This window comes from Pontibacter sp. JAM-7 (assembly GCF_048548695.2).
In the GTDB taxonomy this organism is placed as follows: Bacteria; Pseudomonadota; Gammaproteobacteria; order Pseudomonadales; family Balneatricaceae; genus Neptuniibacter.
On the sequence record NZ_JBLYIF020000001.1, the window covers coordinates 96150 to 109333 of the forward strand.

15 protein-coding genes are annotated in these 13184 nt (G+C 54.0%); 7 read left to right on the forward strand and 8 right to left on the reverse strand.

The features are described 5' to 3' along the window. Positions 1–10 precede the first annotated feature (10 nt). A complete protein-coding gene (locus tag ACFVYJ_RS00450; protein WP_419414207.1) occupies positions 11–901 on the reverse strand; it encodes a LysR family transcriptional regulator in 891 nt (296 codons plus the stop codon). A 107-nt stretch (positions 902–1008) separates the two neighbouring features. Here ACFVYJ_RS00450 and ACFVYJ_RS00455 point away from each other — a divergent pair, with 107 nt between their 5' ends. The 4 genes from ACFVYJ_RS00455 to ACFVYJ_RS00470 all read left to right on the forward strand — a co-directional run bounded on the left by ACFVYJ_RS00455 (position 1009) and on the right by ACFVYJ_RS00470 (position 4620). Beyond that, the gene (locus tag ACFVYJ_RS00455) at positions 1009–1605 is read left to right on the forward strand and encodes an FMN-dependent NADH-azoreductase (RefSeq protein ID WP_419414208.1); all 597 of its coding nucleotides are present in this window, start codon (positions 1009–1011) and stop codon (positions 1603–1605) included. A 17-nt stretch (positions 1606–1622) separates the two neighbouring features. Further along, positions 1623–2474, forward strand: a complete 852-nt coding sequence (locus ACFVYJ_RS00460) for a pirin family protein (RefSeq protein ID WP_419414209.1) — start codon at positions 1623–1625, stop codon at positions 2472–2474. A gap of 358 nt (positions 2475–2832) precedes the next feature. Then, the gene (locus ACFVYJ_RS00465; RefSeq protein WP_419414210.1) at positions 2833–3804 is read left to right on the forward strand and encodes a GlxA family transcriptional regulator; all 972 of its coding nucleotides are present in this window, start codon (positions 2833–2835) and stop codon (positions 3802–3804) included. A 99-nt stretch (positions 3805–3903) separates the two neighbouring features. Then, positions 3904–4620 carry a DJ-1/PfpI family protein gene (locus ACFVYJ_RS00470; protein ID WP_419414211.1) on the forward strand — a complete coding sequence of 239 codons (717 nt, stop codon included), beginning with the start codon at positions 3904–3906 and terminating at the stop codon, positions 4618–4620. Positions 4621–4687: 67 nt separating this feature from the next. Here the strand turns inward: ACFVYJ_RS00470 and ACFVYJ_RS00475 are convergent, their stop codons facing one another. The 5 genes from ACFVYJ_RS00475 to ACFVYJ_RS00495 all read right to left on the reverse strand — a co-directional run bounded on the left by ACFVYJ_RS00475 (position 4688) and on the right by ACFVYJ_RS00495 (position 8667). Then, entirely contained in the window at positions 4688–4999 is a 312-nt protein-coding gene (locus ACFVYJ_RS00475) for a hypothetical protein (RefSeq protein ID WP_419414212.1), read from the reverse strand. Between the two features lie 84 nt (positions 5000–5083). Continuing rightward, positions 5084–6121, reverse strand: coding sequence for an NAD(P)H-dependent flavin oxidoreductase (locus ACFVYJ_RS00480; RefSeq protein WP_419414213.1), 1038 nt, complete (start codon positions 6119–6121; stop codon positions 5084–5086). Between the two features lie 340 nt (positions 6122–6461). Next, positions 6462–7238 carry a glycerophosphodiester phosphodiesterase family protein gene (locus ACFVYJ_RS00485; RefSeq protein ID WP_419414214.1) on the reverse strand — a complete coding sequence of 259 codons (777 nt, stop codon included), beginning with the start codon at positions 7236–7238 and terminating at the stop codon, positions 6462–6464. A gap of 5 nt (positions 7239–7243) precedes the next feature. Continuing rightward, positions 7244–7861, reverse strand: a complete 618-nt coding sequence (locus tag ACFVYJ_RS00490) for a glutathione S-transferase family protein (RefSeq protein WP_419414215.1) — start codon at positions 7859–7861, stop codon at positions 7244–7246. Positions 7862–7872: 11 nt separating this feature from the next. Further along, positions 7873–8667 (reverse strand): hypothetical protein, encoded by a 795-nt coding sequence (locus ACFVYJ_RS00495; protein ID WP_419414216.1) that lies wholly within the window; start codon positions 8665–8667, stop codon positions 7873–7875. 129 nt (positions 8668–8796) lie between these two features. On the opposite strand from ACFVYJ_RS00495, the gene smrA reads away from it, so the two are divergent. The 3 genes from smrA (at position 8797) to ACFVYJ_RS00510 (ending at position 11992) form a co-directional block, all read left to right on the forward strand. Next, on the forward strand, positions 8797–9378 hold the full coding sequence (gene smrA, locus ACFVYJ_RS00500; RefSeq protein ID WP_419414217.1) for a DNA endonuclease SmrA: 582 nt from the start codon (positions 8797–8799) through the stop codon (positions 9376–9378). Positions 9379–9481: 103 nt separating this feature from the next. Next, positions 9482–10075, forward strand: a complete 594-nt coding sequence (locus ACFVYJ_RS00505; protein ID WP_419414218.1) for a LemA family protein — start codon at positions 9482–9484, stop codon at positions 10073–10075. A 12-nt stretch (positions 10076–10087) separates the two neighbouring features. Next, positions 10088–11992, forward strand: a complete 1905-nt coding sequence (locus tag ACFVYJ_RS00510; RefSeq protein ID WP_419414219.1) for a M48 family metallopeptidase — start codon at positions 10088–10090, stop codon at positions 11990–11992. Between the two features lie 4 nt (positions 11993–11996). Here the strand turns inward: ACFVYJ_RS00510 and folX are convergent, their stop codons facing one another. Both folX and folE read right to left on the reverse strand, forming a co-directional pair. Continuing rightward, positions 11997–12368, reverse strand: a complete 372-nt coding sequence (folX, locus tag ACFVYJ_RS00515; protein ID WP_419414220.1) for a dihydroneopterin triphosphate 2'-epimerase — start codon at positions 12366–12368, stop codon at positions 11997–11999. 17 nt (positions 12369–12385) lie between these two features. After that, positions 12386–12940, reverse strand: coding sequence for a GTP cyclohydrolase I FolE (gene folE / locus ACFVYJ_RS00520; protein WP_419414221.1), 555 nt, complete (start codon positions 12938–12940; stop codon positions 12386–12388). Positions 12941–13184 lie beyond the last annotated feature (244 nt).

Consider the following 13184-nt stretch of genomic DNA (forward strand, 5'->3'; position numbering starts at 1 on the left):
CAGTCTACTCCTAAGCAGGCATTGTCGCCTGCAGGGTGTCTAAAATAATATTGCCCAGACAGCGGGCCGCCGGGCCTGCATTATCACCGGCACTGTAAATCAAATATAAAGGTACCTTGCGTCGTCCCCCGCTTTCCAGCGGTAATGGCCGCAAAATATCCTGTTGGATCGCTGTTTGGATCTGCAGTTCCGGTAACCAGGCATAACCCAGCCCTTCCTGCACACATCTGATCGAGGTATGAATATGACTGACAGTCAGGCGTTGTTCTGCGCCCAGCCAGCCAGCGTCCAGATTACGTTTGCCTGAGTCCTGCACCACCACCTGGCGATGCAGACGCAGATCCTGATATTGCAGGGTGCGGTTTAGTTGGTGCAAAGGATGACTGGGTGTTGCCACAGCGATAAAGTTAACATCCATGATCGGGTCACCAAAAAAGCCAGGCGCAATGCGGCCACCAATTACCAGATCTGCCCGCTGCTCCAGTAACGCTTCATCGGTGCCGCTGAGTACGGTTTCCTGCAGGGTGATTCGGGTCAGGGGCTGCTGTTGGCTAAACCGGTTGATCGCCTTAAGCATCACTCCTACCGGAAACAGGGTATCCATCGCTAGCGTCAGCGCCGGCTCCCAGCCCTGTGCTAACTGGTCGGCCAGGCTTTCTACCATCCGGGCTTCATCTACCAGCAGTCGGGCGCGGCGGTAGAGGGTTTGCCCGGCCGGGGTTAGCACTGACCGTCGTCCCTCCAGCCGGAAGACGCGAATATTAAGACGGCTTTCCAGTTGCTGGATTGCATAACTGACGCTGGACTGGCTTTTCTGCAGGGTTTCAGCCGCAGCGGCATACCCGCCCTGATCAACCACGGCCAATAAACATTGCCATTGTTCAAGTGTAACCTGCGCCACAGCGACCTCATATCTAATTTTTCGATCAAATCTTGCTAATTTTAGCTGTTTTTAATCGTTTTATCAGGTGAAAGAATAGAGTCACTAACTTCAGGAGGAACGCCACCATGCAAACATTACTTCAGATTCGTAGCAGCATCATTGCCGATAACAGCCAGTCTACCGCGCTGATGACCGCGTATACCGAGGCATGGCAGGTACGTCACCCTGAAGGCCAGGTAGTGATTCGTGACCTTGCTGCCGAGCCGTTGCCAGTACTGGATGGCAATACCCTTGGGGCACTGATGAGTGATCCGGATGCCCGCAGCAGCGAACAGCAGGCGGTTGTTGATCTGTCGGATAAATTGATTGCGGAAGTGAAGTCGGCAGACCAGGTGCTGATCGGTATTCCAATGTATAACTTCGGTATTCCGGTGCAGCTGAAAGCGTGGTTTGACCTGCTGGCGCGCGCCGGGGTGACCTTCCGTTATACCGATACCGGCCCGGTCGGCTTGTTACCCGATACCCCAGTGCTGTTGTTTGCCACCCGTGGTGGTGTTTACCACGAAGTAGGTCAGGACTATCAGATTCCCTTTGTGGAACAGTTTCTGGCATTTATCGGTCTTAAACAGACTGAAACAATTTTTGCTGAGGGTTTGAATATGGCCGATCGTGCAGACAGCGCCAAAGCCGCCGCCCAGCAGCAGATTGCAGCCCGGGTATAAGCGGGAGGAGTGGCGTAATGAACCAGACCAGACAGATCGCACAATTGATTCCGGCCCGGGATACCAGCGATGGTGCCGGGGTCAGGCTGAAACGCAGCTTGGGGCAAAACAGTGCTACCCGTGCCGACCCTTTCCTGATGTTGGATGCGTTCTCATCGGATGATCCAGATGACTATATCGCCGGTTTTCCACCGCATCCGCACCGTGGTTTTGAAACCGTGACCTACATGCTGGATGGCAGGATGCTGCACCGTGACCATCTGGGCAATGAAGGCATGCTGCGTGGTGGTGGTGTGCAGTGGATGACGGCGGGCCGGGGGGTCATCCATGAAGAGCGGCCACAGCAGGTAGAGGGCTTGATGCGCGGTTTTCAGCTTTGGGTCAACCTGCCCGCGGCGGAGAAAATGAAACCGGCGGCCTATCAGAATATTGAACCGGAAGATGTGGTGGTGATTACCTTGCCGGAGCAGGGAGAAATTAAGCTGATTGCCGGTGACCTGGCGTTGCAGGAACTGCACTACATTGGCCCGGTGTCAGGTGTCAGTGCCGACCCGCTGATGGTTGATATCAGCCTGCTGCCGGGGCAGTCGTTGACGTTGCCTGTGCCAGAGCAGCATCGGGTGGTGGTATACCCCTTTGCCGGTTCGCTGCAGGTAAGTGACACGCCGGTATCGACTGATCAGGCAGTGATTCTGTCCGACGGAAATCAGGTTGCGTTGACTGCGGGCAGCGAAGGTGGCCGCGCTTTATTGCTGGCTGCCCGACCCATTGGTGAGCCGGTGGCACAGTACGGTCCCTTTGTGATGAATACCATGACCGAAGTGGAGCAGGCGATTCAGGATTACCGCGATGGTTGCCTGACCGGCTGAGCTGACAGCAGGGTGGCGATGCGTATGCATTTGCTGCCCGTTGTTTTTTTGTCTGCATTACCTCTTTAAAGACAGTGTTAACCCTGTCCCGTTGCCGATTACCAGCCCCCCGCATGTTGCTATGCCTGTCTTTCTTGACCTTCATTTAGCAATAAGTCAGCCAGTAGATACAAATCAGCCAGGCATCAGTTTGTGTTTTGTTGCTGAAAACCGGCTTGGCCTAATGCCTGTTTGTTTGCGTCTGCCGTAAGGCATGATGTCGCCAATCGACGGGTCGTTACATTTGTCTTTTTTTGCTGCCATTCTGTCTTTGTGGACAAATAGAGGAGTTGCTACTCTCAAATCAAGGTGAATATCCATGACAGAAAAGCATGTAACGCAGAAGATCGGTGTCTTAATTTTTCATGAGGCGCAGGTGCTGGATATTACCGGGCCGCATGAGGTGTTCTCATCGGCCCGGATGCTGCAGGAGCAGAACGGGTCAGACCAGTGCTATGAGGTGTTTTTAATCGCCAAAACACGGGCCCCGGTGCGGATGTCGTCGGGTATGGCTATCGTTCCGGACTATGACTTTACGATCTGTCCTCCGGCAATGGATACCCTGATTATTCCAGGAGCGGAGAACATCCAGCACGCGCTGGATGATGCAGAACTGCTTAGCTGGATTGATCAGCAGGCGGCCAGGGTCAGGCGACTGGTTTCTATCTGTACCGGCGCTTTTCTGTTAGCAAAGCTGGGCTTACTGGAGGGTAAAAACATTACTACTCATTGGGCTTATTGCACGGATATGCAGCAACGGTTTCCGCAACTGAAAATTGAGTCAGATGCCATATTTATCAAGCAGGGCAGCATCTACACATCTGCCGGTGTGACTGCCGGAATGGATCTGTCGCTGGCGCTGGTCGAAGAGGATGTGGGCAAAACAATCGCCATGAGTGTGGCCAGAAAACTGGTGGTGTTTTACAAACGGCCGGGTGGACAAAAGCAGTTCAGTGAATTCATTTTGTCGCAATCAAACAGCCATTTCAGCGCCTTGATTGACTGGATACTGGAAAACCTGTCAGCCGATCTGTCTATCGAGATGCTGGCACAACGGGCCAATATGAGTCCGCGACATTTTGTCCGTAAATTCAAACAGGAAGTGGGTGAAACCCCGGCCAAGTTTGTTGAACGCCTGCGCCTGTCTCAGGCCCGGATATTGCTCGAAAACAAATGCAGCATTTTAAAGTCCATTGCCAACAAATGCGGCTTTAAAAGCGAAGAGCAGATGCGCCGTGCATTTCAGCGGGGACTCTGTGTAACGCCAAACGAATACCGCACCCGTTTCTGAGACTGGCAGGCCGTGGTGGTCGCGCTATACCGATTATTTCCGTTCAGGCCCCGCTCGGGTTCTGAATACTGACAACAATAAGATGCACAGGAGAGCGACATGGAATTATCGGAAATAGCTGGCTTAAGACCGGATATGCTGGATAGGGAGCAGGTTGAACCTGCGATACAAAAAACCGTGGGGGTTCTGATTTTCCCCGGATTTGAATTACTGGATGTCTACGGGCCAATGGATCTGTGGTCGAATATCAATCTGGTGCCGGCAGCGCTCTGGAAACACAGGAGCAGCATAGAGGGCGTTAAACTTGTCACTGTTGCCCCTCAAACCGGCGAAATTGCGTCACATGGCGGCATTAAAACCGTGGCCGAGTTTGATTATAACGACTGTCCGCACCTGGACTACCTGATTGTTCCGGGTGGCTGGGGAGCAGTACCGCTGGTGGAAGATCAGGCTACTTTGAACTGGCTGCAGTCCCAGGCCCAGCAGGTCGACTTGTTGATGTCAGTCTGCAATGGTGCTTCGCTGCTGGCTGCCGCATGCATTCTTGATGGCCTGCAGGCGACCACCAACAAACTGCTGTGGAATGAAGCAACCGCGCCGGGACCAAACGTACACTGGGTGAAAAAAGCCCGCTGGGTTGAGCAGGGCAAGATTATTACTGCCTCAGGCATTGCTGCCGGTATTGATATGACCCATGCGGTGATCGCCAAGCTGTACGGCGAAGATGTCGCAACCTGGATTGAGCTATGGACCGAATACGAACCACACCGGGATGCAGCGTGGGACCCCTATGCTGCCATGGCCGGTTTAGTATGATGCCTGGTTAGGCTATTCAGATCACCGGTACTGATCTGTTGTGATCCGGTGATCTGATGAAACAGCCTTATTCCTCTTTGCTGACCACATCTCTGAATTCGAAGGTCAGAGTGCCAAAAAAGGCATACAGCCACAGTCCGAAAATTGACACCAGCCAGATAAACAAGGCAAAGAACAGACTAAACAAAGGCCACATTAATAACGCTGCCGCCAGTCCCATTACGCCGGTGACACTTTCTCCATTCCAGCTGACAGTGTCCGCGCCAAAGATGGAGGCAATCCCACAAAGCGTAAACAGGACGAAAAACCCACAACCAAGCCCTAATGTGAGCAGTCGGAATAGAGAGGCCTTGGAAATTTTTCTTGCTTCGATGTGCATAAACACTCCTTGTTGGTTTAATGCGGCGATAAACCGCAGCGTTGGTGCTGGACAACCTCTGTCTGGGCTGGATAGTGGGTATCGCTAAAGGCCCGCCGCCAATTCACGGGTCAGTTGCGCAGCGGATATCTCTTTGCATCCAGTCGAATTTTGGCCAGACCACAGCGGTGAGAAATCACCAGAGCTGCGGCTTTCAGCTTCGGCACGCAAAGGCGCAATGGCAGATGCCGCCAAAGGAAATTCCGGTGTGTTCGCACTGATGGGTCCCAGTTCCCGTATGACTCGGTTGACAATGCTCCGGGCGGGCCGACCGGAGAATAGATTGGTCACCGCCGTATGTCCGGCGGCTTCGCTTTTGAGTGCCGAGCGGTGTACCGCACTGGTATTAGCCTCGGGGCAGAGTAGATAAGCCGTGCCGACCTGCACCCCGGCGGCACCAAGGGCGAGTGCGGCTGTCACCCCTTTTGCATCGGTGATACCTCCGGCAGCAATCACCGGTAGCTTTACCGCCTGCACAATGCGCGGCACCAGTGAGGACATGCCAACCTGGGTAGTCAGGTCGTCTGACAAGAACATGCCTCGGTGTCCACCTGCTTCGAGCCCTTGGGCAATGATGGCATCAACTCCCTGCGCCTCAAGCCAGCGCGCCTCTGCGACAGTCGTTGCTGAAGACAGTACCTTCGCCCCCCAGCCTTGTACTCGGGCCAGTAATTCAGCCGAGGGCAAACCAAAATGGAAACTGACCACGGCGGGTTTAAATGCCTCTAATACCTCGATCATCGCCAAACTAAAAGGCGCACGCCCCTGTCCGGCAGCTACATTGGCTATATCAATTCCATACTCTTGATAATACGGCGCAAGCGTTGCTTGCCACATGGTCTCTCGTTCGGCACTGGGGCAGGGCGGGGTATGGCAAAAGAAATTCACATTAAAAGGCTTGTCGGTTTGAGCTTGAAGGGTTGTCAATTCGTCACGCATGGCGTCAAGACTGAGCATGGCACAGGGCAAAGAGCCCAGCCCGCCAGCGTTAGACACTGCCACTGTCAGCGCACTGCCTTGCACACCCGCCATCGGTGCTTGAATGATCGGTAGCTCTGTCCCCAGGAGTTGTTGAAGGGTCATGACTTGCACTCCAATTTGATTCCTGCCCACGGCACAATGTTAGCCATGCTTTATTTTACGAAGACTATGGGTATAGCTTGTTGAGTGTTCGCGATCAACATTAAGGACCGTCACGAAGCGACGGTCCAAGTTGGAAGTGCGAGCTTTGATGTTGGTGTTAGAAGCTTTTATAACACCTTTAAGATATTGGTTACCATTAACAAAAAACCGCCAAGCAGTACCATTTTATAGACTGTTTCCAGTAGCAAACGAGCAAGCGCCTGTGGTGGGTGCCAGTGTTGGTAAGTCTGGGAGCGTTGCTATCTCTCTGTTCCCGTATATGTTGCTTCGGCGGATATTTTTACAGCGGATCAGGGGAGGTCAGAGAGATGAGGTACTCTGAGGTGGTGTCTGCTGCTGGATTCAGAAAGTCCTGCGGGGTATCGGTAAATACGCCGTCTACACCCCAGCTATAGAGTCTGGCGGCATCGGCGGGGCTGTTGCAGGTAAAGCAGTACAGGTCGTAGCCCGCCTGTTTGATCTGCCGGGCTTCCTTTTCCATCAGCAACTGCCAATTGCAGTGAATGCTGACAGCGTTGAGATTCTGCGCCTGCAGTTGCCACAGCGGCGGGATATCATCAAACAGCAGCCCCAGCTGGATATGCTTGTCGAGGGCGCGGTAGGCGGCCAGTACTTCTAAGTCAAAACAGCTGATGATCAGGCGGCTTTTATCCTGCCAATAGACGCTGATGGTCTCATGCAGCACCTCGGCGATGGTCTGCGCGGGCCACTGAAAGGGTTTGATTTCCAGATTGAGTCCCAGCCCCAGCGACTGACACTGCAGTAGGGCATCGGCCAGACGGGGCAGGGTTTCCTGCTGCCAGTCGAGGTGGAACCAGCTACCGACATCAATGCTGCCGAGGTCAAGGGAGGATAGACTGCTGAGCTGTCCGTGGCGGTTACTGCAGCGCTCCAGGCTATCATCATGAGACAGTACGGCGGTGTGGTCCCCCAGTAGGGTGGCATCCAGTTCTACCCAAGTGACACCGGTTGCAGCAGCTTTGCGAATTCCGGCCAGGGTGTTTTCCGGTGCCAGGCTGGCGGCCCCGCGATGGCCGATCACAGGCGCAGCTATCATACTGGTCAGGGTACCTGCATACCGTGCTGAACAAACTCAATGTGTCCCATGCGCTGCATCCAGTCGCGTACGTGGGGGAATTCATCCAGCTCAATTGCCTGCCATTCGTAGCGCATGGCCCAAGGGTAGATGGCAAAGTCGGCAATGGTCAGGTCATCGCCGACGATAAAGTCCCGCCCATCAAGCTGACGATTAAGGGTATTCCAGAGCCGCTTTGCGACTTCCTGGTAACGCTGTTTGGCATAGGGTACGTCTTCTTTGGCGAAGCGGTTGAAGTGATGGGCTTGGCCGAGCATGGGGCCGAAGTTGCCCATCTGCCACATAACCCATTGCAAACAGGTCAGGCGTTCTGTTGGATCATCGGGCAGGAATTCGCCGGTTTTCTCCGCCAGATAGATTAGAATCGCCCCACTTTCGGCGAGGCTGATTGGCTCTCCGTTAATGCCCTCTTCATCGATAATGGCGGGGATCTGGTTGTTAGGGCTGATGGTCTGGAATTCGGGACTGAATTGATCACCTTCCATGATGTTGACCGGGTGTACCTGATAGGGAAGGCGCAGCGCTTCGAGCATAATGGAGATCTTGCGCCCGTTCGGCGTTCCCCAAGTGTAGAGATCAATCATCGGAATAGCCCTTATTGGTTAGCAAATTGGCGATAGATACTGACCAGCTCATCTTCGCTGAAGGTGACGATGAGCAATTGCTGTCCCGGCTGGATCAGATTGGGGTTGTCCCCGAGAATCCCTTTCTCGTAGTTATAAATGTAGGTGCTATCGACCTTGGCCTGCAATAGCCGGCCTAAAAAAGAACTGCTGAAATCTTCCAGACGTTCATCGGCATCCTTGGGTATGTCGGCATACACGGTGTCAGCCTGTCCCGGCAGAGAAAGCCCCTGGGTAAAGCTGCGCATCAATGCAGTTTGCATGATGCCCCAGATACCTTCTTTGTCACTGTCGTTTACCGCATGGATGAAGTAGATTTTGCCGGACCCCTCGGGGTTATCCAGTAATTCACGCAAGCGAATCTGGTCGGCCCCCATGGGTGCGGTTTGCTGGCGAACGCGCTGTTCATCGGTGCCTGACTGGGACAGATCCAGCCGCGAGCTGGGCACGGCATAGGTGCCGTCTGAACCGCTGGCAGCGGCATCGGGGGTAATGGATTCAATATTTGCCTGCGCCAGTACCTTGGCTGCAGGTAATTGCAACAGCTGGTCGGCGGTGACAAAGCTGTCCGCCTGCTTGATGTCGATTGGCTGCTCCGCGCCAGATGTCAGGCGTGAAATGTGGGCTTTGGCATCGGCATCCTGCTGCAGGTCAGCGGGTTGCTCCATCTGTTGTGCCACCTCATCAGGTTGTGGCAGGGTATTAAAAAACAGAAATGCTGCGGCCGCGACGATGATAAACAGGGTAATCAGGAGTGTTCTCAACATGCGGGTTCCCTTATTCTTATGTGGTGTGCCTTGAACAGCACCAATGTAGCCTGATGTGACTGATTATTAAAGCCACAAACATCATGGCTATATTGGCAAATTCATCGTGAGACAATATGGCTGAGACTGATGAACAACAGTGATAATTCATTTTCTCAATGGATGCAGGGCGAAGGGGTTAAACCCCTGCAGCAACGTAACCGGGTTGACCTGAGTGCTCAGCGGCCAAAACGCAGTGACCCCAATGCTGCGGCTCGCCGTCGCGCGGCGCTGGCCGGGGCGGAGGGTGAGCTGACTACCTCAGAGATCGAGTGGCGTCATCCGCTGGATCTGCTGGAGTGGAAACGGGATGGCGTACAGGAGGGGGTCTACCGTAACTTGCGGCTGGGGCGCTATCAGGTGGATGCGCGGTTGGAACTGATGCGCAAAACCTCCGGTCAGGCACTGGATGAACTGCTGAGTTTTGTACGGGAATGTATCAAACTGGATATCCGTACGGTGCTGCTGACCCACGGACGCAGCCAACAACGTGGTGATGCGGCTAATCGCACCAAAAGTTACCTTGAGCTGTGGCTGCCACTGTTGCCGGACGTGATGGCCTTTCATTCGGCCCAGCCGCAGCATGGTGGTCACGGTGCCCTCTATGTACTGTTGCGCAAGAGTGAGAAAAAGCGCCAGGAAAACTGGGAAAAACATCAAAAACGCGGCTGATTGCCCAAGGCAGGCAACACGGCATTTACTGTGTAAATATCAGCAGCAGCGGGGGATAATAAACAGCCTCGTGTGCTGTACAGGTTTTTAAAGGAGAGAAAACGTGAGTGTAGGTGCCATTATTTTTACCCTGCTGATTGTCGGCAGCGTGTTTTTTGCAATCACCATCTATAACCGGCTGGTGACGTTAAAAAATCGGCATGAGAATGCCTTTTCCCAGATCGAGGTGCAGCTGAAACGCCGCTACGACCTGATCCCTAATCTGGTGGAAACCGCCAAGGGTTATATGGCCCATGAGCGGGAAACACTGGAAGCGGTGATTGCGGCGCGTAATGAGGCCGCCACCCTGCTGAAAGGTGCGGCTGCGACCCTGAGTGGCGATGCCATGCAACAACTGGCAGGGGCTGAAGGGGTCTTGCAGGGCGCGTTGAGTAAACTCAATGTGGTGATGGAAGCCTACCCCGAGTTAAAGGCCAACGAGAACATGATGCAGCTGAGTGAAGAGCTGACCACCACGGAAAACCGGGTGGCCTTTGCCCGTCAGTCTTTTAACGACGCGGTGACTAATTACAACGCCTATCGGCAGAGCTTTCCGGTGAATATGCTGTGTAACAGCTTCGGCCATCGTCAGGATGCCAGCCTGCTGGAATTTGCTGACAGTGCCGAGATCCAGAAAGCTCCGCAGATCAGCTTCTGATTCTGCGCGGTTATGGATTTTTTCGCGCATCAGGATAAGGCTCGGCGTAATACGTTGTGGCTGGTTGTGCTGTTTCTGTTGGCGGTGATCTGTCTGGTGATAATCACCAATCTGGCGCTGGCGCTGGCACTGTGGATATTGGGACAGCAGCAGACGCTGTATGTGGCAGGTGAGCAGGGCTTTTTGCAGCAACTCTCGCTGAAAACCTTTCTCCTGATCAGCTTGCTGGTGTGTGGTGCGGTGGCCTGCGCCATCCTCTATAAATGGTATCAGCTGGCTTCTGGGGGGCAGGCCGTGGCGGAGTCGCTGGGTGGGCGGCAGATTATGCCCGGCACGACTGACCCGGATGAACGACAGGCACTGAATGTGGTGGAGGAGATGGCGATCGCCTCCGGCATGCCGGTACCGCCGGTTTATCTGTTAGAGCATGAGTTGGGCATCAATGCGTTTGCTGCTGGAAACCGCCCGGAGGATGCCGTCATTGGTCTGACCCGAGGCTGTATTCATGCGTTTAAACGCAATGAGTTGCAAGGCGTGGTGGCCCATGAATTCAGTCATATTCTCAATGGTGATATGCGGCTGAATCTGCGCCTGATTGCACTGTTGCATGGCATTGTTTTTATCGGCTATGTCGGAGAGATGATGGTACGAAGCAGCAGTCGGCGGCGTAAGTCCAACGGCCAGATTGCGATTGTGGGTATAGCGCTGATGGCCATTGGTTGGCTGGGCACCTTGTTTGGCCAGCTGATCAAAGCGGCGGTTAGCCGGCAGCGGGAATACCTGGCAGATGCCAGCGCGGTGCAGTTTACCCGCGACCCCAAGGGCATCGGTAATGCCTTAAAGCTGATTGGCGGCAGCCAGTATGGTGCTGAGCTGCAGAATGATCATCGGCGAGAAGTCAGTCATCTGTTTTTTGGTCAGGTGGTACGCAAGATGGCTGCACCTTTTGCCACCCATCCACCATTGATGGAACGAATTCTGCGGGTTCAGCCTGACTGGGACGGCGATTACCTGTATCGCAGCAATCCATCCCGCAAGCAACAACAGCATAAGGATGAGCAGGCCCGACAGGAAGAGCAGCAGCGTCGCTCCCAGGCCGGCGTGGTGCTGGGTACGGTGCTGGCTGGAGGCATGATGGATGACCTGTCTCCGCTGGAGGCAGTACGCACACAGCTGGATGGTTTGCCCGACATATTGGTAGAGCAGGCACACGATAGCCTGGGTGCAGTGGCGCTATGTTTTGCCTTGTTACTGGATCCACAGCAGGAGATTCAGGCACGCCAGTTGGGCTGGGTGGAGAAAACCGGTTTTGCGGGTATCGGTGCACTGACTAGACAGCTGTATCAATACCGCCTGCAGCTTGATCCAACACAGCGCCTGCCTCTGATCGAACTGCTGCTACCGGCCCTGAAAACCCTGTCGCCTGAACAGTATCAGATATTCAGGCGAGCCTTGATGGCGGTCATCCGGGCGGATCAGCATACCGATATGTTTGAATGGTGCCTGTATCAGCTGGTATTCCAATACCTTGCTCCGACCTTTGAACAGGTCGAGGCACCGCTGCAGAAAGCCATTAAACTGCAGGCTGCCAGTGAGGCGTTACAGTTGGTGCTGAGTCTGCTGGCGCAGTATGGCCATGCCGAGAAAAACGATGCGGATAAAGCGTTCTATCGTGGCGTGAATGCTGCCGGGCTTTATACCCTGACACCGTTGGCGGAATCAGAGGCAGACCTGCAGCAACTGACCGCTGCGGTTCGTACCTTGGGTCAGGTGCGTCCTGGCGAAAAGCCTCGGGTGTTGAGTGCGATCCGTAACTGCATTCAGCAGGATGGGCAGATCAGTGTGCAGGAGCGGGAGATGGTCGGTGCTATTGCCGCGATTATGGGCAGCCCGTTACCTCTGTTTATTGATCCCTGAAACATTATTCAGGTTCTTTTTGCCACTGCAATGTCAGTGATACTGAATCGGCAAACCGCAGTGCGTGAGGTTTGTCGATGGTGACGCTGGCGTATTCGGTCCAGGGGTGGGCTGAGGCAATATCCAGCACATCAGCCACCAGTTTTTCCAGCAGCAAAAAGCGTCCGTCCTCTACATGGCCGATCACCTGCTTGGTGATGGTTTTGTAGTTCAGCGCCTTGTCGACATCGTCCTCTGCATAGGCCTTATCAGCCGGGTAGTGGATCTCTATATTGATCACTACATCCTGCTGCTTCTGCATCTCATCCGGATTAAAACCGATAAAGGTACGCAACCGCAGATTGGCGATGCGAATGATGGCATTACTGATGGACATATCGCCTCCGGAGCGGATCAGTCTTTGAGCAGCTGCAGGAATTCGTTGCGGGTTTTGTCGCTGTCGCGGAAGCTGCCCAACATCACCGAAGTGCGCATGTTGGAGTTTTGCTTCTGAACGCCACGCATCATCATGCACATGTGCTGCGCCTGGATGATAACGCCAACCCCTTTGGCGCCGGTAGCGGTCTGAATCGCTTCCGCAATTTGGCGAGTCAGGTTTTCCTGAATCTGCAGACGGCGGGCATACATATTCACTATGCGGGCAAATTTGGACAGCCCCAGTACTTTGCCGTTGGGGATATAGCCGATATGACAGGTGCCGATAAACGGCAGTACGTGGTGTTCACACAGTGAATACAGTTCGATATCGCGGACCAGTACCATCTCGTCGGTATCTGAAGAAAACACTGCATTGTTGGTGACAGTCTCCAGGTCCTGGGTGTAACCCTCGGTGAGGAATTGCATCGCTTTGGCGGCGCGGCTGGGGGTATCGACCAGGCCTTCACGTTCCGGGTTTTCGCCCAATAACTCAATGATATTGCGGTATGACTGTTGCAGTGGGTTATTCATTCATCTCTTCCAACGTTCGGTAAGGCGCCTATATTAACGTCGAATCGGCACTGATGCAGGTGTTTTCACGGTAATTCGTCAACAGTATTACGCATATCCGCTCGTGTTGGATTGGTTTTTGATCAGCCGTCGTGGCTTGTCAGCATGCTGTGGTATAAAAAAGCAAATGCCTGCAATCTGATAAGCCACTGAGTCAGGCGTGTTTTGCGGCTGCCAGTACCTGGTTTTAAGGTATTACTGGCTA